Raw genomic sequence first — 18057 nt, forward strand, 5'->3', positions numbered from 1 at the left:
GAAAAGTACCTGTAGGCGTCAATCCAGACACTGGCCCGGAACGTGCACCCGCATCGACGATGGGGTCATGACGCAAGATTCGAGTGACGTCCAGATGCTGCAGGTCGACGAGGTCGAACCCGTTGAGGTCGTCCCCGGGATCATCCGGCGGCGCCTGCCGGCCACCGAGTGGGCCCGCGGCTGGATGTACGACTTCGCTCCGGGAACCGAATGGCCCGAGGTGGACGTGCATGAGGGCGAGGAACGTTACTACGTGGTGTCGGGCGAGTTCATCGACCGGGGGCAGCGGCTCGGTCCGGGCAGTTATGTCGTGTTCGCGCCGGGCAGCGCGCACCGCCCGCGTACGGAGACCGGCGCGCGCATGCTGGGCATCAGCATCCTCAGCAGATAGCCGGTTCGCCGTGGCGCGCCGGCCGGAGGGCACCCGCGCGGGCGGCGGCGAGCGTGACCCGCGCCGCCTGCTCGGCGGCCGCGTCATCGACCGGCTCGGCGGTGATGAGCAGGCGCAGGCGACGTGTCGCGAATGGACGAACAGGTGAAGGTGGATCGGCGCGGCGAGGGTCTTGAGAGGTTCGGCGGGGTCGCCGGACGGAACAGGGTGATCTCCGAGTGACGGGGTCAGTCCCAGTCGTGACCCCGGCCGACGGCGAGTTCGGCCTCGATCCGTTCCAGGTCGTCGAGGATGCCGTAGAAACCACGGGTGTCGACGCGATGCCGTACAAGATCGCGAGTGGTGGCCCGGCGGACGTGTTCAGCCAGGTCATCGTCCTCTGGGAGGAGGATGGGATGCGTGTGGGACGAGTGTCCAGTCATGTCGGCGCCTTGCTCTTGAATGGCCTGTGCAAGAGGGTTGGTCTGTTAATAACGACGCACGGGTGACATGTGTGGTTGACGAAATCGGTGATGCTGCACCAGATTGTGATATGGGACGACGGCTTACCAGTTGATCTCCCCCACCCGCCATGATCGATTCCGGCACACTGTCGGCATGACGATCACCCCCGAGGTTGTCCCCCAGCAGCGGCTCGCCGCCAGGCGGCACCGCTTGGCCGCCTCTCTGATCGACGGCCTGATCTATGCGGTCGCCGCCGCCGTGGTCTACGCGCCGTTCCCCGACGAGGCCGGCACCGTCCCCGCGGACCTGTCGTCCACCGAGGTCTTGCTCAATCCCTATGCCGGCGACCCGTACTGGTGGATCCAGATCCTCATCAGCGCGATGTTCTTCGCCTACTACTGGGTCCAGCACGCGGTGTGGGGACAGACGGTAGGCAAACGGCTCTGCGGGCTGATGGTCGTCTCGAAGACGGGAGAGAAGCCGGGATGGGGCGGCGCGGCGGTTCGCGCGCTCGTCTACCCCGCGAGCAGCGCCCTGCCCTTCGCGGGGCCGGTGTTCACCCTGGTGACCATGCTGTGGATCTTCTTCGACCCCCGCAAGCGCTGCCTGCACGACCTGATCGCGGGCACCGTGGTGATCGACACCAGGGAGCACCGCACCTCGTCCGGCCTGCTGTTCGGCCTCGGGCTCCTGATCGCCGGCACCGTCCTGCTGGTCCTGCTCTCCGTACTGCTCGCCCGCTGACGACCACGATGCCGCCGCTCTGCGGCCGGCCCAGCGTCATCTAACCGGTCGACAGATGCACACCTTGACGGTCAGTCGCGGCCGAGTAGCGCCGTGGCCATCTGCTGGATGGAACGGGTGAAGCGGCGGGGGTCGTCGGACGGTGTCAGGCGGCGGATCAGGCCGCCGTCGAAGACGGCGAGCAAGGCGTGGGCCAGGAAGTCGGCGTCCAGATCGGGGCGTTCGTCGGCGAGCAGGGTGCTGAGGTGGCGGTGCCAGAACTGGTAGCTGGGGTCGCTGTACTTGTCCTCGGCGCAGGCTTGCTCGTGCGCGAACAACAGGACGGCGTTGCGTTCGGCGATCTCGCCGAGCCCGTCGAGGAAGGCGAGCAGTCGCTGCCGGGTGGGCGCACCGGGCCCGAGGGGCGGGGCGCCGTGCGTGACCGCGTCGCGCAGTTCGCGGGACCGCTCCTCCAGCAGGGCCTGCAGCAGTCCGGCGCGGTTGCCGAATCGGCGGAAAACAGTGCCCTGCCCGACCCCGGCAAGGGCGGCGACGCGATCGAGTGACACGTAGTCGCCGCCGCCTTCGGTCAGGAGTTGCTCGGTCGCGCGGAGCACCGCACGGCGATTGCGGACCGCGTCGGCGCGTTCGGTGCGCTGTTCCGCCATCGCGAGCACCCTTCCACTAGAAACGGAGTGTTAGTCCGTATATGCTACCATCCGTCAAACGGAGTATCAGTCCGCTTTGTCGTCCTTTCCATGGAGGTGCATTTGATGGACATGCGTGCGCTCGTCGTTGATCTCGACGTCCCCGGTTCCCTTCGTCTGGGTACGGCTGCCGAGCCCCAGCCTGCGCCGCATCAGCTCGTGCTCGATGTCCGGCACATCTCGCTCAACCGTGGCGAGGTGGCGTTCGCCGGCAGCCGACCTTCGGGGACCGTGCACGGCTACGACGCCTCCGGTGTCGTCGTGCACGCCGCGGCGGACGGTACCGGACCGGCCGTAGGCGCCAGAGTCGCGGCGTTCGGTGCCGGCGCCTGGGCAGAGCGGATGGCTGTGGACACCACCGCGGTGGCCGAAGTCCCGAGCCGGGTCGACCTCGCCGATGCCGCCGCACTGCCGATGGCCGGTATCACCGCGCTACGCACGTTGCGCTCCCGGTCCATCTTGGGCAGGCGGGTGCTGATCACCGGCGCGGCCGGCGGCGTCGGCCGTTACGCAGTCCAGCTGGCAGCGCTGGGCGGCGCCCACGTGATCGCATCGGTGGGGTCGGCGGCCCGCGCCGACGGCTTGGTCAAGCTGGGCGCCCATGAGGTGGTGGTCGGCCTGGACGGCATCGACCAGCCGGTCGACCTCATCCTCGACAACGTGGGCGGACCGCAGTTGGCCGCCGCCTGGGAACTCCTCGCACCGGGTGGTGGCGTGCAGAACATCGGCTGGGCGTCCGGCGAGCCGGCGGTGTTCGCGCCGTACTCGCTGTTCTCCATCGGCCCCGCCAAGACGATGAGCACGTTCGGCGACGTCCACGAGGTCGGGCCAGACCTCGGCACCCTGCTCACGTTCGTCGCGGCCGGCCGGCTTTCACCGGAGGTCGACTGGCGCGGGTCCTGGGAGCGTGTCGCTGAGGCCGCCCAAGCGTTGCTCGACCGACGGATCGCGGGCAAGGCGGTCCTGGACGTGGAGCCGGCGGTGGCCGACTGAATCCCCGTTCTCATGTCCCAGCTTCTATCGAACCCTTGACACACCAACCGGAGCCTTGGCTACCCGGCATCAGGGCTAGCCGATGAGGGCTCGGTCGATGCCCTCCCGCATGAAGGTCCTGGCCAGCCCGGCCCGCCGTACCTTCCAGAGCGGGGAGCGCCGGGTGCGCCTGCCGTACCGGCGGTCGTGGATGTCGCGGACCACGTCGGCGGGGGCGCCCAGCTGGATCAGTACGGCGAGGGCCTCGCGTTTGGAGATCATTCCGCCGCCGCGCAGGGTGACCGTGGCGCGGGCCAGGGTGAGCAGGCCGCTGTCGACCCACGCGTCGCGCAGCCAGGGCCGGCTGCGTCCGGCCACCCGCCGCCAGTAGGTGTCGAGTTCGTCGCTGATGAAGGTGGTGAGCTCGTCCTCGGTGACCGGCGGGACCATGCCGGCGGGCTCGGGCCCGTAGAGGGCCACGCCGTCGACGAGCAGTTCGCGGCGGTTCACCGGCGAGATGGGGCGGCGAAACAGCTCCTCGAAGGCCCAGGTGTCATGCTCCTCGCCGGGGTCGCGCAGGAGCCGGCGCTCGACGTAGGAGCAGTGCAGCTTGCGGGCCACCGGGAAGTCCTTGATCAGGCGGCGGTGCAGGCGCTCCAGCTCGCGCCGCTGCCCGGAGTCCATCTCCTCGGCGATGATCGCCACCAGGTCGAAGTCACTGCGCCCGAGCTGGAAGTCGCCCGCCGCCAGCGACCCGTGGACCCAGACGGCGACCAGCGGCAACGCACGGCGCACGTCACCCACGAACCGTTCAAGCAGCGCAGCGGCCTCCTCGTCTGACACGTGTTCGACTATCCCATGATCGAGCCGGGTGGCGCAGAATAGAATTACATTCTAAAATTTGTTAGGCTGCCGCCGGAACACCGAGAGGAACCAGCCCGTGCAACTGCCCTCCGACCTCGGCATCGACGCGGTCTTCGACCATACGGCGGTGGCCGCGCCACGCATCAGGGACCTGCTGCCGATCTACCGTGACCTGCTCGGCGGCAGCTACCTCGGCGGCGGCGACAACACCCGCAGCGGTTACCGGACCCTCCAGCTCCGCTACCCGAACGGCGGGAAGGTCGAACTGATGGAGCCACTGGCCGGCTCCACGTTCTTCGACTCCTTCTTCGAGCTGTCCCGCGGCCGGGGCGGCGTCCACCACCTGAACTTCCACGTCACCGACATCCACGCCGCCGTCGCCCGGCTGACCGAGCTCGGCTACCGGCTGCACGGGCTCAACCTGTCCGAGCCCCGCTGGCGCGACGTGTTCCTGCACCCCAAGGAGGCGTACGGCGTGCTGATCCAGCTCGCCCAGCCGGGTGGCCCACGTCCACCTGAGGACAATCCCACCCTTGATGAGCTCCTCGCGGGTCGTGGAAGGCGTGGCAACGGCATTCCGAGCCCCTGACGAGTCCTAGATTGGCTTCCATGGCACGCAGTTCGAGCGGCAAGAGCGGCTCCTGGGAGTGGAGCCGCACGGCCCAGACGCGCAGCGGGATGCTCCAGGCCGCCAGGGAGGTCTTCGCCGAGCACGGCTTCGCCGAGGCCAGCGTGGCCGACGTTGTCGAGCGCGCCGGATCCAGCGTGGGCAGCCTCTACCACCACTTCGGCGGCAAGACCGAACTGTTCCTCACCCTGTACGAGGAGCACCAGGCCGCCCATGAGGAGGCGGCGGCCTCCTCGGTCGCCCTGGCCAGGCAGGCGGGGCAACGCGACCCGCTGGAGCTGTTCATCGTCGGCGCCCGCGCGTTCCTTGAGAGCTCGTGGGAGCGCCGTGACCTGGTGCGCCTGTTCATGGACGGCGACGGCCCGCCGGGTTTCGAGCTGATGCGCCGTACCCGTGGCCGCGACTGGGTGCGGCAGAACACCATCCTGCTCGGGGTCGGCGACGACCCCATGGACCGGCTCACCGTCGCCGTGCTGACGACCGTGATCGGCGAGGCGGGGCGTGAGGTGGCCACCTCCGAGAGCCGCGAGGAGGCCGCCGAGGTCGTCGCCGCGGCCATCGAGATCATCCGCCGGTTCAACACGCCCTAGAAGACTCCTGAAGATCTTGCGCCCGGCTCGTCACGCATTGCCCCGATTGATATCGCAACAATCCAGGGCAAGACGGGCGGAGCAAGCAAGATCTTCAGCGGCGTTCCCGTCGCCGGGGCCCAAAAGCCTCGACGATCATGACTCCTGGAGCCGGTGAACGTTACCGGACACCGCGCCGGCGAACTTCGGGACGAACACCGAGTGCGCGCCCAGGATGGAGGCGACGCCACGACCCGGGTCCTTCTGAGCCGAGAAGCTGACCCAGATCACATACGCTCTTGACAGCGGGTTACTCGCGAGTAAACATCAGCTCACGGCGCCGTCCCCTTCTTCGTGTGATCTCCTACAGGAGGCCGGCCACATGGGCTTACGTGTGCGCGTGAGCATTGCCTTCGCCGCCATGGCGACCCTGATCCTCTCCCTCGCCCCCCTGAGCACCCCGGTCCACGCCGCGACAGCCGGCGACGTGCTGACCGCCCAGCCCGTCAGCGTCTACCTCGCCCCCGGCCAGCTCCTCAAGGTGCCGGCCAGAGCCTGGAAGATCCTCTACCACTCCACCTCCGCGACCGGCGCGGCGAACCAGGTGTCCGGCACGCTGCTGGTGCCGAAGGCCGGCTACTCGGGCACCCGCCCCATCGTCGGCTACGCCGTCGGCACCCACGGCCTGGGCGACCAGTGCGCGCCGTCGGCCAAGATGCAGCAGGGCACCGACGCCGAACTGGCCCTGGTCAGCCTGATGCTGGTCCGCGGCTGGGCAGTGGTCGTCACCGACTACGAAGGGCTCGGCACACCGGGCGACCACACCTACATGGCCGGCGTCTCGCAGGGCCATGCCGTACTCGACTCCATCCGCGCGGCCACCCGGGTGCCGGGCTCGGGCCTGGCCACTGGTGGGCCGGTCGGGGTGCTCGGCTACTCCCAGGGCGGCTCGTCCGCCGGCTGGGCGGCCCAGCTCCAGCCCGGCTACGCGCCCGAGCTGAAACTGCGCGGCGTCGCGGCGGGCGGTGTGCCCGCCGACCTCCAGCGGGTCGCCGACAACCTCGACGGCTCGTCCAACTTCGGCCTCGCCGCCGCGGCGGGCGTGGGCCTGGACGCCGCGTACGGCGAGCTGAACCTCGACGGTCACCTCACCGCCGAGGGCCGGGCGCTGTTCGCGGACGCACGAGACGACTGCACCGACGAGATCGGGTCCAAGCTGGCCGGGCGCACCCTCGACGAGCTGACCACCTCCGACGTGCTGAACCTCCCCGACTGGCAGGCGCGCCTGGCGGAGAACCGGCTCGGCGCGACCCGCCCGCAGATGCCCGTCTACCTCTACCACGCCAAGGGCGACGAGATCATCCCGATGGCCATCGGCAACACCCTGCGCCGCGAATGGTGTGACAAGGGCGCCCGGGTGCTGTGGACCGGCCTGCCCGCGCCGAACCACGTGCTGGGCGCGGTCGAGGGCGCGCCGGTCGCGATCCAGTGGCTCGCCAACCGGTTCTTCGGCCTGCCCGCGCTGAGCAACTGCTGATTCGCTGGGTCTACCATCGGTCGAATGCGGTACATCGTGATCGGCGCGGGAGCCATCGGCGGAACCATCGGCGGGCGGCTGTTCGCAAGCGGCCACGACGTGGTCCTCATCGCGCGGGGCAAGCACGCCGACGCCCTGCGCGAAGAGGGCCTGCGCCTGGCCACACCCGGCGGCACGCTCACCCTGCCGGTCCCCGCCGATCAGGATGTCACCCTGCGCGCCGACGACGTGCTGCTGCTCGCCGTAAAGACACAGGACACCACCGCCGCACTCGACATCTGGGCCGACGCCCCCGTCGAGGGCGGCGGTACCGCGGCCGAACGGCTCCCCCTGGTCTGCGCGCAGAACGCGGTGGAGAACGAGCGCCTCGCCCTGCGCAGGTTCGCCCGGGTCTACGGCATGTGCGTCTGGCTGCCCGCCCTGCACCTCGACCCCGGCCTGGTCGCCGCGTACGGCACGCCGAAGTCGGGCATACTGCACCTCGGCCTCTTCCCCTCCGGCGTCGACGAGACCGCGGAGCGGATCGCCGCCGACCTGTCCGGCAGCGACCTCCTCGGCTTCGCCGTCCCCGACGTGATGCGCTGGAAGTACGCCAAGCTGCTGGGCAACCTGGGCAACGCCACCGAGGCCCTGTGCGGGCCCGATCCCGCGACCGGCGAGATCAACGAGCGCATCAGGGCCGAGGGCCGGGCCGTGCTCGACGCGGCGGGCATCCCCTACGTGACCGCCGCCGAGGAGCGCGCGAAGCGGGGCGACCAGGTCGAGATCGGCGAGCTCGACGGCATCGCCCGCGGCGGCGGCTCCTCCTGGCAGAGCCTCGCCAAGCGGAGCGGCTCCATCGAGACCGACTACCTCAACGGCGAGATCGTGCTCCTCGGCCGGCTCCACGGCGTCCCCACCCCGGCCAACGAGGTCGTGCAACGCCTCGCCGCCGAGTTCGCCCGCGACCGCCGCCCACCCGGCTCCCTCCCGGCCGACACCCTCACCGCCGCCATCGACCGAGCGCGCTGACCAACCTCACCCACCCGTCCTCTCCCAGCCGACACCCCGCCCGCTCCCCGGTGGCGCCGGAGATCGAACGCGACGCTCCCAGTCCGCTCCCCGGTGGACGCCAGGGAACGAACGCGACACCCCGCACGCCCGCCCCTCACCCAGTCCGCTCCCCGGTGGACGCCGAGGAACGAACGCGACGCCCCGCGCGCCCGCCGCTCACTCAGTCCGCTCCTGCCCGGGGTCCGGGCCGCTGTCGCCGGTCGGGGACCCCAGCCCGCGCACGTCGGTGGAGGCGGGCACTCTCAGGGTGTAGGTGGCCTGGCAGGCATCCTTCTCGCGGCGTAAGGCGTCCGGCTGGCAGTCGATCGTCGCGCGCAGCCGCCTGCCGTTCCACTCCTCGGTGACGTTCGGCCGGCCGTACTGGGTCCAGACGAGCGTCCGGGTCACGGAGATCGTGCCCTCGACGCCCTCGACCACCTTCACCTCGACGTTCCTGCCCAGGTTGAGGTAGAGGACCGGCGACGTCAGCCGGTAGACCTGCACGGAGGTCTCGGTGGTCCGGGAGGAGACGAGCGAGGTGGGGGCCGACTCTCCCGGCCACTCGATGGCGACCCACACGACGGCCGCGACGCCGACCACCAGGAGCGCGGTGAGCACCCCGCCCACCGCGACCCACGCCCTTCTCCGCATCAAGCCGCCCCTCAAACCCTCAGGAACCGCAGTACGGCGAGCACCCGGCGGTGATCCTTGTCGGCGCCGGAGAGTTCGAGCTTGGCGAAGATGTTGTTGATGTGCTTGCCGATCGCGCCCTCCGACACCACGAGCGTCTCGGCGATCCCGGCGTTCGACCGGCCCTCGGCGATCAGCGCGAGCACCTCGTACTCCCTGGGCGTCAGCAGGCTCAGCGGATCACTGCGTGTGCGGATGAGGAGCTGGGCGACGACCTCCGGGTCGAGCGCCGTGCCGCCGGCGGCGACCCTCCGCAGCGCGTCGAGGAACTCGGCCACGTCGGCCACCCGGTCCTTGAGCAGGTAGCCGATGCCGCTGGTCTCGGTGGACAGCAACTGGGTGGCGTAGCGCTCCTCGACGTACTGCGAGAGAACCAGGATCGCCAGACCCGGTCGCCGGCGCCGCAGCACGAGGGCGGCGCGCAGGCCCTCGTCGGTGTGCGACGGCGGCATCCGCACGTCGGTGACGACGAGATCGGGCTCGTGCTCCTCCACCGCGCGCAGCAGCCCCTCCGCGTCGGCCACCGCGGCCACCACCGCCATGCCCGACGAATCGAGCATCCGGATCAGCCCTTCTCTGAGCAGCACCGAATCCTCGGCGAGCACTACTCGCATGGCAGCTCCACTTCGATCGTCGTCGGCCCGCCCACCGGGCTGTCGATGCGCAGCGTCCCGTCCACGGAACCGACCCGCTGGCCGAGGCCGCGCAGCCCGGTCCCGGCCGAGGGATCGGCGCCGCCCTGCCCGTCGTCGTGCACGACCAGGTGGAGCCGATCGGCGCGGCGCCGGACGCTGATCTCGGCACCGGTCGCGCGGGCGTGCTTGGCGATGTTGGTCAGCGCCTCCGACACGACGAAGAACGCCACCGCCTCGATCGTCGGCGAGGCGCGCTCGGGCACGTCCACGCGCAGCCGTACCGGGATCGGCGCCCGCGCGGCCACGCCCGACAGGGCCGCGTCGAGCCCCTGGTCGTTGAGCACGGCCGGATGCAGGCCGCGCACCAGGTCACGTAACTCCTTCAACGCCTGCTTGGCCTCCTCGTGCGCCCGCACGATCGCCTCGCGGGCCGGCTCGGGCAGGTCGGCGAGGTTGGCGCGGGCCATGCCGAGGTTCATCGCGAGCGAGACCAGCCGCTGCTGAGCGCCGTCGTGCAGGTCACGCTCGATACGGCGACGCTCGGCGTCGGCCGCGTCCACCACGTCGGCCCGGCTCTCCCGCAGGGTCTCCACCTTGATCGCGAGCTCGTCGCTGAGGCTGGGTCCGAGCAGCGCCCGCGCCGCCAGCAGGTCGAACCCGGCGATCCCCCGCGCCACCCACGGGCCCACCACCAGCAGGAACACCGCGATCGTGCCGAACAGCGCGACCATCCAATCCAGGCCCAGCGCCCACCCCCGGCCGGCGACGCCCGCCGTGACCAGCCCGCCCGACCAGACCCCGACCACCCCGAACAACCCGATCGCGCTGATCAGCGGCGAGAGCAGATGATAGAGGAGCTGCCGCCAGGTGCTTCCCGTCCGCGCCATCCGGAGCAGCCAGGTCAGCGGATATCTGCCGACCGGCTTGGTCGGCACCCTCGGGATGTCCTCCCCCATCAAGGCCGCGAACCTGGCCCGCTGCACCCTCGTGAACACCGGCACGCTCGCGACGAGCAGCGGCAACGCCAGCAGGGGCACCACCACGGTCCAAACGAGCAGCACCGCCAGCATGGCCAGCCCCACGATCGTCGTCGCCGCGACCGCGGCGACCGCCGCTCCCGTCACCACGTGAACGGTGCACAGCCAGGTGGCCGCCGACCAGTGGCCGCGGATCCTGTCCCAGGGAGTGGACAGCCGGATGGGGATCACACGACCACCGTAGAGATCAGACCCGTCCGGGCGACATGGTCGGGGTATCCCTAATGGAGGTAGGGATACCCCCACCCACCTGAACGTGCCGCTTCCGGGGGCACCGTGGGCGCTGATCGTATGCCGACGGTCATCTGCCACGTGAAGGGCTCAGGTGCGGTCGCCCGGCGGGCCGTACGCCAGGGCGCTACTTCTCGGGGCAGAGAATCGCTTCGGCCGCCTTGTCGTAGAGCGGCCGAAGGGCCGGGTCGTTGTTGGAGACGGCCAGCGTGGTGGAAATGGCGAGCTGCGTGCGGCCGTCGCGTGAGGAGTAGGTGACGGCGTTGAAGCCGGGCGCGCTGCCCGTGAGCGGCGACATCGCGGGATCGCCGTCGCACAGGCGCGGCGGCCGCGACTCACCCGGCTGCGGCTCCGGCCCTCTCGGCGGCCCTCCCATGAGCACCTCCTGCAGTTCCGCCGGCAGCAGCTTGCCCTGGGCGAACGCGCGCTGGAAGGCGCTGATGTCGTGCGCGGTGGAGATCACTCCACCGGCGGCGTACCCGTAGCTCATGTTGAACCGGTCGATGTCGCGCGGCTTTCCGTCCTTGCCGGGGAAGTAGCCGTGGCCGTGCGGGCCCTTGATGCTGTCGGGGAACTTGGTGGGCAGATAGCTGCGGTCCATGTCGAGAGGGGCGAAGATGCGCCGCTTGAACTCGGCGGCCACGGTGTTCTTGGTCGTCTTCTCGATGATCAGCCCGAGGAGCATGTAGTTGGTGTTGGAGTAGGCGAACTTCTCGCCCGGCTCCTGGTCTCGGGATACGGTTCGGGCCTTCTTCACCAGCTCGATCGGCGGGTAGTACGTCGTGAAGTCGAAGATGGAAACCAGCTCGGGGGTGAACCAGTTGGGAATGCCGGAGGTGTGCTGGATCAGCTGCTGCAAGGTGATCTCGTCGGCCCGCTCCACCAGGTCCTTCTCGGCCGTCTCCGGCAGCAGGTCGCTGAGTTTGTCGTCGAGGGCGAGCTTGCCCTCCTCGACCAGCTGCAGCACCACGGTGCCGGTCATCTGCTTGGTCTGGGATCCGACCCGGAAGCGGGAGCCGTCCGGGATCTTCCCGCCCTTGCCGCCGATGAGACGGGTGCCGGCCGAGCCCTCGCCGACGCGCTTTCCGTCGACGTAGAGCTCGCCGATGGCGGCCACCACCTCGGGGGACTTCGCGAGTGCCGCCAGCGCCTGCTGGACATCTCCGAGCTTGGGGCGACCGGCGTCGGTGGACGCGGCGGCGGGCGTAACGGCGCTCAACGTGAGCACCGCGCACGCCAGACCGGCAAGGCCAACCGCTGTCGAACGATTCACAGTGATCCTTTCCTCGTGGGAACGCGCAGGAGGCGCCTGCCATCCGTTGCGCGCGACCTTCGAGGACAAGGTGTAGGCCAGCAGAGGTTTTCTGCCCGTAAGGCGATGACGACGGCTCACTTGACGAGCGTGTGCGCTGAGTCAGAGCGGTAGGACGGACGGGCGTCTTTGTTCGGGAGCCGGTGACGCATGCGGGTTGCCCCGCGTACTTGGCCGCGTCGGATGGCTTGCCGGGGTCAACGGTCAGGGTGAAGCGAGGTGTGTACCGGTTGATCATCGGATCGCCCGCCCTCGATGAGGGCGTTGAGCAGTGCGGCGCCGCGCCTGGCGTCGTCGATGCTGATGACCAGCTGGCCGCCCGATCGGTAGCGGATGACCAGGCACTCGCCGCCGCGCAGCATGATGGTGGCGCTGCCGGGCACGCCGCGGAGTCCCCAGCCGCCCACCTGGCTCGGCCGGCGTGTCTCCGACCAGGCCCGCTCGATCTTGGAGAGCTTGATCCGCCTGACCGGCCAGCCGAAGGGGCCGAAAGCGATCGCCAGCCCGTTGTCAGTGATCCGTGCGGTGATCGAGGTGAACAGCGAGGCGAACAGCGCGATGGCGGTCGCGAGGATCAGCACCCCGACGATGCCGGCCGGCGCGCCCATCCTCATCGACATGACCGCTGACGCCAGGACCACGATCGAAGACGCCACGGCCACCGCGACGAGCCAGTGGTTGACCAGGCGACTGATCCACACCGATCGCTGACCGGGACGCAGGCGCAGACGAGGCACCTCCTCCCCCGCCGGGGAGGGCTGGTCGGCGGCACCCCTGCCGAGGTAACCGGCCAGCACTCCGGCGACGAGCGACGCGCCGAGCACCACGGGCATGGACCAGACGGGGAGTTCCGCGCCGGTCCAGGAGGGACGGTCGAGGTTCGCATGGAGGATGGACAACTCCACTCCGACGACGAGCACGCCCACTCCGAACAGGAAGCCCCACCAGTAGGCGCGGCTCATACGACGCTCCGCCATCCGCCCGTGCAGCGCGAAACCCATCATGACCGCCCAGGGCAGCAGCCACAGCAGCACGCTGATCACCAGGTGCGACGTGAACGCGGTGCTGCGGTCCGGACCGTTCCCCCAATGCGTGGCCAGCGGCTCGGGAAGCCGGTCGCGGACGGCCAGCGGCAGCAGGGCCAGGGTGGCGAGGACGATCAGTCCCCAGATCGCGCCTACCAGGCGGTGCGTCACTGCAACTCCTCCAGGATCTTGATGAGGTCCGCACGGCTGTAGCCGTACCTCCGGGCCTCGGTCAGCAGCTCATGCGCCCGCTGCACCAGCAGCGCCCGGCCGTCGGCCTGCCCCACGACGCTGACTCCGCGTCCGCGTCTGAACTCCAGCAGGCCCTCGTCGCGCAGTTCCCGCAACGCGCGGAGCACAGTGTTGGCGTTGATGCCGAGTGCGTCCGCCAGGTCGCGGGCGGAGGGCAACCGGTCGCCCGGCCCGTAGGAGCCGTCACTGATGGCGCGGCGGATCGCACCGGCCACCTGCTCGTGCAGGGGGCGCGCGTCACTGAGATCAAGCGTAAGCAACATGATGCTAGTAACACTAACATCATTCATTACTTGAAGCTACTGAAGGTAGCACCATCCAAGCGCGAACGTTGAGGGCTACACGTCGCCTTCGATGCGTTCGAAGATGTCGGCGTCGGTCTGCTGCTGCCACGGGGGGAGGTCGTCCCAGTCAGCCACATAGGCGAGCTTCGGGGTCCTCCATGTGCTTTTGGACATCCCACACGGCAGTGCCTCTACGGCTGGGGCCGAGCCGGCCTTGCGGAGCCTCTGGCGACCCGGCTGAGCAGCGACTTCGGCGCGAGTTTGCCGAGATGGAGCAAGTAGGTCGCCGGTGCGGGATCGAGCTTCTGGGCGCGCTCGCGTCTGGTGGCGCGAACGACGCTGACAAGGCCGAACGCCGCCCCGGCGCCGGCGAGGACGGGCTGCCCCGCGACCAGGCCACCGCCCAGAGCGGCCAGCGCTGCGGGCAACTCGAACTTGACGTTCAGTGCTCCGAAGACGGAGTCCACGCCGATGCCTCGCATGGCCTTCCGCAGTTCTTCGAGCGGGCGCTCGAATCTCCGTTCGACCTCCTGGCGGAGGTAGGCATCGAGGATCCGGGGCTCCTTGACGTCGGCAAGGATGCCGGCCAACTCCGACACCGTGGTGGTCACCGATTCGCCGAACGCGTCGAAGTCGGCTCCGTATCGCTGCCGGAGAAGGACGATCTTCTTGGCGGGGATGTCGTCGAGGTCGGCTGGAACAACGACTCGGAGGGCCAGAAAGGCGAGCCTGTCGCTCAGTTCCTGCGTGCGCCGCTCCGTCGGCTCTCCGACCGGGGACAGCAGGGCGTCGGCGATCTGGTCGGCCGTCCATTCATGGTCGGCCGATTGAGTCGCGATCTGGTCGGTGGTGGGCTGGAGGAGGTTCTGCCGGGCGACCTCTCGGGTGAGGACGCATTTGTAGACCCAGGCGAACTCCGGATCGACTGCCAGCCAGTCCCTGGGACTCCCCGCCTCCCGGCCCGCTTCGAAGGCGAGTTCCGCTTGGACGAGACTTTCTCGAAGTGCGGGTTCGACTTCGTCGAGAAGAATGCCGGTGAGCGGAAACGAGTCGGCCGGCCCGGCCACGTCGTCTTCTTCGTCGTCCCACTGCTCGAATGCCTCTGACAGGGCCGGAGGATAAAGGCGCTCATTCGCCAGGAGAGAGGGAAGAATCGGCCCTGGCACTTCCTTGGACATCCGGAAGGCAGAGCCATAATCTGCCCGATACTGCATGCGCAGGTCCTCGGTGTGCTCCGCCAACACCTGCTGGAACAGGGAGGACACGGCGACGGCCGCGGCGTCGGGTGGTATGTCGATGAGGAAATCGAGCCCGTCAGCGAGCGCCCGTGCCACCTCCGAGTCGCGCGGCCGATATCCGGCCGGCACGACGCGCGCCATTTGGGGCCAGTACAGCGCCGCCGCCTTGAGCCACCGGTCGTCACGAAAATGAACGTAGGGATAATAGAGCCCGATCCGTCGCACGCCCACCATTGTTTCAGATGGACATCTTTTCGGCGGCGTCTAAGGACGATATTATTACGCGCTCCAGGATTGTCGCCCCGTTCACCGCTCGTCCACTCGGAATCCGGTTCCAGGAGGACGGTCAGCCGCAGCCCTCGAACTGGGGGACGCTGAGGGTGACCTTGAGGCCGGTGGGGCCGAACCACTTCTTGAGGAGTTTCTCGGCGGTGCCGTCCTGGTACATCTCGGTGATGGCCTTGTTGACCGCCTCGCACCCGGCCACGTCGCCCTTCTTGACGCCCACGCCGTACCTCTCGTCGGTGAACGGGGCGTTGATGATTTTGATGGAGTCGTCCTGGCCGGCGAAGCCCGCGAGGATGAGGTCGTCGGTCGACACCGCGTCCACCGTCTTCTCTCTGAGCTGGTCGATGCAGTCGCTGTAGGAGGCGCCGGCGACGAGGTTGACGGCCACCTTGCGCTCCTCCTTGACGCGTCTCCAGGAGTTGGAGCCGGCCACCTCGCAGAGTTTCTTGCCGCGTAGGTCGCGGACGTTGTGGATGGTGGTGTCGGAGGAGCGGATGAGGGTGTCCTGGTGGGCGACGTAGTAGGGGCCGGCGAAGTCGACCTTGGTCTTGCGCTCCGGGGTGACGGAGTAGGAGGCGAAGATCAGGTCGACCGTGCCCGCCTGGAGCATGCTCTCCCGCTTGGCCGACGGCGCGGTGACGTAGCGCACGTTCTGCACGCCGAGCTTGCCCGCCACGTAGGCCGCGACGTCGACGTCGAAGCCCTCGTACTTGCTGCCCTTTCGCAGGCCCAGTCCGGGCTGGTCCTGCTTGACCCCGATGACCAGGGTCTCCTTGTCGGCGACCGATTCGGGCTGGCCGCTGCTGAGCCCGCAGCCCGCCGAGACGAGGACCAGCGCGGAGATCGCTGCCAGCCGTACACGCATGATGTTCTCCATCTCAGCGGTATTCGCTCAGCCGCGGCCAGACACCGGCGGCGATCAGCAGGGCGATGAGCAGGCTGGCTCCGGGCAGGATCAGGTTCCAGCCGCCGAGCGAGCCGTCGCCGTTCTCGATGGCCCGGTCGAACGCCTGCCCGTGCAGGCCGGTGAGACCGACCAGGGACTTGTCATAGCTCTCGAAGCTGTCGCTGAGCGGGCCCATCCGGTGCGCGATGGCCTGCCTGGACTGGCCGGCGAGGGCGAGCTGGCGCATCCGGCGGTCGTCCTGCTGGAAGCGTTGGTAACCCTTGAGCACGTCGGCGACGGCCTCCGACTGGGCGGGCAGGGTGATGTTGTTCGCCTCGATGCCGTGGAAGCCGAGGAAGTCGGACTTGTCGGGGAAGGCGGAGACCGCGTTGTCGACGCCTACGTAGTATTTGTCCAGGTTTCCGCCGGGCGTGTAGAGCACCGACTGCGACTTGTCGAGGTAGACCTGCTCGTAGGTGTCGGCCCTGCCGGGGTCGAGAAGGTAGCGGCTCTGGTCGCCGTGCATCGTGTTGCCGATCGCGCGGGCCCGCGACAGCGAGAGCACCGAGTTGAAGCCGTTCTCCTTGGCCATCCGCAGATCGTCGGCCTCCTGGCTGAGCAGCAGCCAGCCGGCCAGGGTGAGCCCGGCGGTGGCGAGGGTGGCGAGCAGCAGCGCCGGGTTCGTCACCCGGCGGAACCTGCGGGCCAGGAAGATCTGCAACGCGATGAGCACCGCCAGCGTGCCCAGCCCGGCCACCGCGACGAGGATGCGCCCGGTGAGTACGGCGGCGCGTTCCTCTTCGTAGGTCTCGCGGACGATCGTGCCGCTGTCCAGGGTCAGGTTGTACGCCTTGGGCAGCAGGTCGAGCCGCATCAGGTCGGTGGCCTGGCGGTAGATGTCGATGACCCGCTGCGGCGGCGGCCCCGCGGGGTGCCGTGCCTGCTCGTCGAGGAGGAGCGCCTGGGAGGCCAGCCGCTCGTACCGGCCGAGGCCGTCGAGCACCGAGCGGACCGTCCGCTGCTCCGTCGGATCGCCGATGGTCAGTTCGGCGGCCTGGAGGACCGCGCGGCTCGCCTCGGCCCGGCGCTGGTCGTAGCGCGTGAGGGCCTGCTGCCTGCCCTTGCCGAGGCTGGTCTCCCTGCCGATCAGGAGCACGTTGGCGATCTGGGCGTCCATGTCGCTGAGCGCGAAGTACAGGTCGGCGGTGGCGACGACCTGGGGGCCCGCGTCGTGGCCGATGACCTGCAGCCCGTCGCGCACGTTGCCGATGGCCAGCGCGGTCGCGCCGAACAGCAGCGCCACGGCGACCACCGCCACGCCGGTGAGGGTGCGGACCCTGCCGGGAACCGTCCGTCTCCGGGGCGTGCGCTCGTCGGACGGCGGGCCCGGTGGCAGCGTGAGCGGCGGACCGGTCGCGGCCATGGTCGCGGGGGCCGCGTTCTGAGGGGCAGGACTGACGGGGGCAACGGTCACGATGCTCACCCTTTCCGCAGCGTGATGACGGTCCACGCGCCGAGCTGGATCCGGTCGCCGTCGCCGACGGGCACGGGCACATTGGGTTCGAGCAGGTCGGCGGAGCCGCCGACCGTGGTGCCGTTGGCCGATCCCGGGTCCACGAGCAGCCAGGAGCCGTCGGGTTGCGAGAGGAGCACGGCGTGCAGGTGCGAGACGCCCGGGTCCTCCGGCGGGCCGCTCAGGTCGATCTCCGGGGTGAGGCCGCGCGAACGGCTGTGCCGTCCGATGCGGACCTGCTGGCCGTGGAGGGGGAAACGGCGCTCGGGGCAGTACGGCGGGAACGGGACGCTTGAGGCGTCGGGGCCGCCCTGCCCGATGATGGTCTCGTAGTAGGCGCGGTCGGCGGTCACCACGGCCTCCCAGACGCCGGGCAGCGGCATCGCCGCCGTGCCGCCGGGAGCGGGCAGGTACGCCCCGGTGCCGACGGGAGCCGACAGGTACCCGCCCGAAGGCTGCTGCGCGGACGCGCTCCCCGGGCCCGGCGCGAAACGGGGGTCCCGGAGAGCCTGCGACTGGGTCTGCACCTGCACCTGGGCCTGGGCGGCCTGCTCGGCCATCCGGACCGAGCCGGAGACCTCGACCGCGAAGTCGTAGCCGCACTCCTCGCAGAAGCGGCCCGTGCGCGGGGCCTCGCAGTCGGGGCAGCTCGACCGGCCCTCACCGGCGGCGGCGGGGGTGACGGGGGCCGCGGCCGGAGCGGACGCCGGGGAACCCGACATCATGGTCCCGCAGATGTCGCAGTAGTCCGTGGAGTCCGATTCGTGCCCGCTGGGGCAGGTGGCCATCGCTGCGGTCC

The 18057-nt window shown here is 69.7% G+C and carries 22 protein-coding genes; 8 read left to right on the forward strand and 14 right to left on the reverse strand.

Annotated elements, in window-relative coordinates:
• The first annotated feature begins 67 nt into the window (after positions 1 to 67).
• Together MBA17_RS43395 and MBA17_RS43400 are read left to right on the forward strand one after the other, a co-directional pair.
• The gene (locus MBA17_RS43395) at positions 68 to 391 is read left to right on the forward strand and encodes a cupin domain-containing protein (RefSeq protein WP_238503842.1); all 324 of its coding nucleotides are present in this window, start codon (positions 68 to 70) and stop codon (positions 389 to 391) included.
• A gap of 10 nt (positions 392 to 401) precedes the next feature.
• The gene (locus MBA17_RS43400) at positions 402 to 539 is read left to right on the forward strand and encodes a hypothetical protein (RefSeq protein WP_238503843.1); all 138 of its coding nucleotides are present in this window, start codon (positions 402 to 404) and stop codon (positions 537 to 539) included.
• 79 nt (positions 540 to 618) lie between these two features.
• Here MBA17_RS43400 and MBA17_RS43405 read toward each other — a convergent pair whose 3' ends face one another.
• Positions 619 to 813, reverse strand: coding sequence for a hypothetical protein (locus MBA17_RS43405; RefSeq protein WP_238503845.1), 195 nt, complete (start codon positions 811 to 813; stop codon positions 619 to 621).
• 175 nt (positions 814 to 988) lie between these two features.
• On the opposite strand from MBA17_RS43405, the gene MBA17_RS43410 reads away from it, so the two are divergent.
• Entirely contained in the window at positions 989 to 1579 is a 591-nt protein-coding gene (locus tag MBA17_RS43410; protein ID WP_238503847.1) for an RDD family protein, read from the forward strand.
• 71 nt (positions 1580 to 1650) lie between these two features.
• Here MBA17_RS43410 and MBA17_RS43415 read toward each other — a convergent pair whose 3' ends face one another.
• Positions 1651 to 2226, reverse strand: coding sequence for a TetR/AcrR family transcriptional regulator (locus tag MBA17_RS43415; RefSeq protein WP_238503850.1), 576 nt, complete (start codon positions 2224 to 2226; stop codon positions 1651 to 1653).
• 105 nt (positions 2227 to 2331) lie between these two features.
• On the opposite strand from MBA17_RS43415, the gene MBA17_RS43420 reads away from it, so the two are divergent.
• On the forward strand, positions 2332 to 3258 hold the full coding sequence (locus MBA17_RS43420) for a zinc-binding dehydrogenase (protein WP_238503853.1): 927 nt from the start codon (positions 2332 to 2334) through the stop codon (positions 3256 to 3258).
• A 75-nt stretch (positions 3259 to 3333) separates the two neighbouring features.
• Here the strand turns inward: MBA17_RS43420 and MBA17_RS43425 are convergent, their stop codons facing one another.
• Positions 3334 to 4080 (reverse strand): nucleotidyltransferase, encoded by a 747-nt coding sequence (locus tag MBA17_RS43425; RefSeq protein WP_238503855.1) that lies wholly within the window; start codon positions 4078 to 4080, stop codon positions 3334 to 3336.
• Between the two features lie 97 nt (positions 4081 to 4177).
• On the opposite strand from MBA17_RS43425, the gene MBA17_RS43430 reads away from it, so the two are divergent.
• On the forward strand, positions 4178 to 4690 hold the full coding sequence (locus MBA17_RS43430; protein WP_238503862.1) for a VOC family protein: 513 nt from the start codon (positions 4178 to 4180) through the stop codon (positions 4688 to 4690).
• Positions 4691 to 4710: 20 nt separating this feature from the next.
• Positions 4711 to 5319, forward strand: a complete 609-nt coding sequence (locus tag MBA17_RS43435) for a TetR/AcrR family transcriptional regulator (RefSeq protein WP_238503864.1) — start codon at positions 4711 to 4713, stop codon at positions 5317 to 5319.
• Between the two features lie 135 nt (positions 5320 to 5454).
• Here MBA17_RS43435 and MBA17_RS50035 read toward each other — a convergent pair whose 3' ends face one another.
• Positions 5455 to 5589, reverse strand: coding sequence for a hypothetical protein (locus MBA17_RS50035; protein WP_274386863.1), 135 nt, complete (start codon positions 5587 to 5589; stop codon positions 5455 to 5457).
• Between the two features lie 109 nt (positions 5590 to 5698).
• On the opposite strand from MBA17_RS50035, the gene MBA17_RS43440 reads away from it, so the two are divergent.
• Together MBA17_RS43440 and MBA17_RS43445 are read left to right on the forward strand one after the other, a co-directional pair.
• Entirely contained in the window at positions 5699 to 6835 is a 1137-nt protein-coding gene (locus MBA17_RS43440) for a lipase family protein (RefSeq protein ID WP_238503866.1), read from the forward strand.
• Between the two features lie 24 nt (positions 6836 to 6859).
• Positions 6860 to 7846, forward strand: coding sequence for a ketopantoate reductase family protein (locus MBA17_RS43445; protein ID WP_238503868.1), 987 nt, complete (start codon positions 6860 to 6862; stop codon positions 7844 to 7846).
• Between the two features lie 198 nt (positions 7847 to 8044).
• Here MBA17_RS43445 and MBA17_RS43450 read toward each other — a convergent pair whose 3' ends face one another.
• From MBA17_RS43450 to MBA17_RS43495, 10 genes are all read right to left on the reverse strand, one after another.
• The gene (locus MBA17_RS43450; RefSeq protein WP_238503869.1) at positions 8045 to 8518 is read right to left on the reverse strand and encodes a hypothetical protein; all 474 of its coding nucleotides are present in this window, start codon (positions 8516 to 8518) and stop codon (positions 8045 to 8047) included.
• A gap of 11 nt (positions 8519 to 8529) precedes the next feature.
• A complete protein-coding gene (locus tag MBA17_RS43455) occupies positions 8530 to 9171 on the reverse strand; it encodes a response regulator (protein WP_238503870.1) in 642 nt (213 codons plus the stop codon).
• Positions 9162 to 10400, reverse strand: a complete 1239-nt coding sequence (locus MBA17_RS43460; RefSeq protein ID WP_238503871.1) for a sensor histidine kinase — start codon at positions 10398 to 10400, stop codon at positions 9162 to 9164. Before MBA17_RS43460 ends, MBA17_RS43455 begins: the two co-directional genes overlap by 10 nt.
• 187 nt (positions 10401 to 10587) lie before the next feature.
• On the reverse strand, positions 10588 to 11679 hold the full coding sequence (locus MBA17_RS43465; protein ID WP_238503872.1) for a serine hydrolase domain-containing protein: 1092 nt from the start codon (positions 11677 to 11679) through the stop codon (positions 10588 to 10590).
• Positions 11680 to 11969: 290 nt separating this feature from the next.
• Positions 11970 to 12968 carry a hypothetical protein gene (locus MBA17_RS43470; protein ID WP_238503874.1) on the reverse strand — a complete coding sequence of 333 codons (999 nt, stop codon included), beginning with the start codon at positions 12966 to 12968 and terminating at the stop codon, positions 11970 to 11972.
• Entirely contained in the window at positions 12965 to 13312 is a 348-nt protein-coding gene (locus tag MBA17_RS43475; RefSeq protein ID WP_238503878.1) for a GntR family transcriptional regulator, read from the reverse strand. The genes MBA17_RS43470 and MBA17_RS43475 overlap by 4 nt, the downstream gene beginning before the upstream one ends.
• A 212-nt stretch (positions 13313 to 13524) precedes the next feature.
• A complete protein-coding gene (locus MBA17_RS43480; protein WP_238503881.1) occupies positions 13525 to 14796 on the reverse strand; it encodes a DUF6236 family protein in 1272 nt (423 codons plus the stop codon).
• A 121-nt stretch (positions 14797 to 14917) separates the two neighbouring features.
• Complete coding sequence (locus MBA17_RS43485) at positions 14918 to 15724, reverse strand: glutamate ABC transporter substrate-binding protein (protein ID WP_238503883.1); 807 nt, start codon at positions 15722 to 15724, stop codon at positions 14918 to 14920.
• Between the two features lie 13 nt (positions 15725 to 15737).
• Positions 15738 to 17219 carry a hypothetical protein gene (locus tag MBA17_RS43490; protein ID WP_238503885.1) on the reverse strand — a complete coding sequence of 494 codons (1482 nt, stop codon included), beginning with the start codon at positions 17217 to 17219 and terminating at the stop codon, positions 15738 to 15740.
• A 5-nt stretch (positions 17220 to 17224) separates the two neighbouring features.
• The gene (locus MBA17_RS43495; RefSeq protein ID WP_238503887.1) at positions 17225 to 18046 is read right to left on the reverse strand and encodes an FHA domain-containing protein; all 822 of its coding nucleotides are present in this window, start codon (positions 18044 to 18046) and stop codon (positions 17225 to 17227) included.
• Positions 18047 to 18057: the final 11 nt, after the last annotated feature.

This window comes from Dolomitihabitans soli (genome assembly GCF_022213955.1).
Taxonomy (GTDB): Bacteria; Actinomycetota; Actinomycetes; order Streptosporangiales; family Streptosporangiaceae; genus Streptosporangium_A; species Streptosporangium_A soli.

Coding starts and splice junctions, on each gene's coding strand:
- MBA17_RS43395 (WP_238503842.1), top strand. CDS start 68: ATGACGCAAGATTCGAGTGACGTCCAGATGCTGCAGGTCGACGAGGTC.
- MBA17_RS43405 (WP_238503845.1), bottom strand. CDS start 813: ATGACTGGACACTCGTCCCACACGCATCCCATCCTCCTCCCAGAGGAC.
- MBA17_RS43410 (WP_238503847.1), top strand. CDS start 989: ATGACGATCACCCCCGAGGTTGTCCCCCAGCAGCGGCTCGCCGCCAGG.
- MBA17_RS43415 (WP_238503850.1), bottom strand. CDS start 2,226: ATGGCGGAACAGCGCACCGAACGCGCCGACGCGGTCCGCAATCGCCGT.
- MBA17_RS43420 (WP_238503853.1), top strand. CDS start 2,332: ATGGACATGCGTGCGCTCGTCGTTGATCTCGACGTCCCCGGTTCCCTT.
- MBA17_RS43435 (WP_238503864.1), top strand. CDS start 4,711: ATGGCACGCAGTTCGAGCGGCAAGAGCGGCTCCTGGGAGTGGAGCCGC.
- MBA17_RS43445 (WP_238503868.1), top strand. CDS start 6,860: ATGCGGTACATCGTGATCGGCGCGGGAGCCATCGGCGGAACCATCGGC.
- MBA17_RS43450 (WP_238503869.1), bottom strand. CDS start 8,518: ATGCGGAGAAGGGCGTGGGTCGCGGTGGGCGGGGTGCTCACCGCGCTC.
- MBA17_RS43455 (WP_238503870.1), bottom strand. CDS start 9,171: ATGCGAGTAGTGCTCGCCGAGGATTCGGTGCTGCTCAGAGAAGGGCTG.
- MBA17_RS43475 (WP_238503878.1), bottom strand. CDS start 13,312: ATGTTGCTTACGCTTGATCTCAGTGACGCGCGCCCCCTGCACGAGCAG.
- MBA17_RS43485 (WP_238503883.1), bottom strand. CDS start 15,724: ATGCGTGTACGGCTGGCAGCGATCTCCGCGCTGGTCCTCGTCTCGGCG.
- MBA17_RS43495 (WP_238503887.1), bottom strand. CDS start 18,046: ATGGCCACCTGCCCCAGCGGGCACGAATCGGACTCCACGGACTACTGC.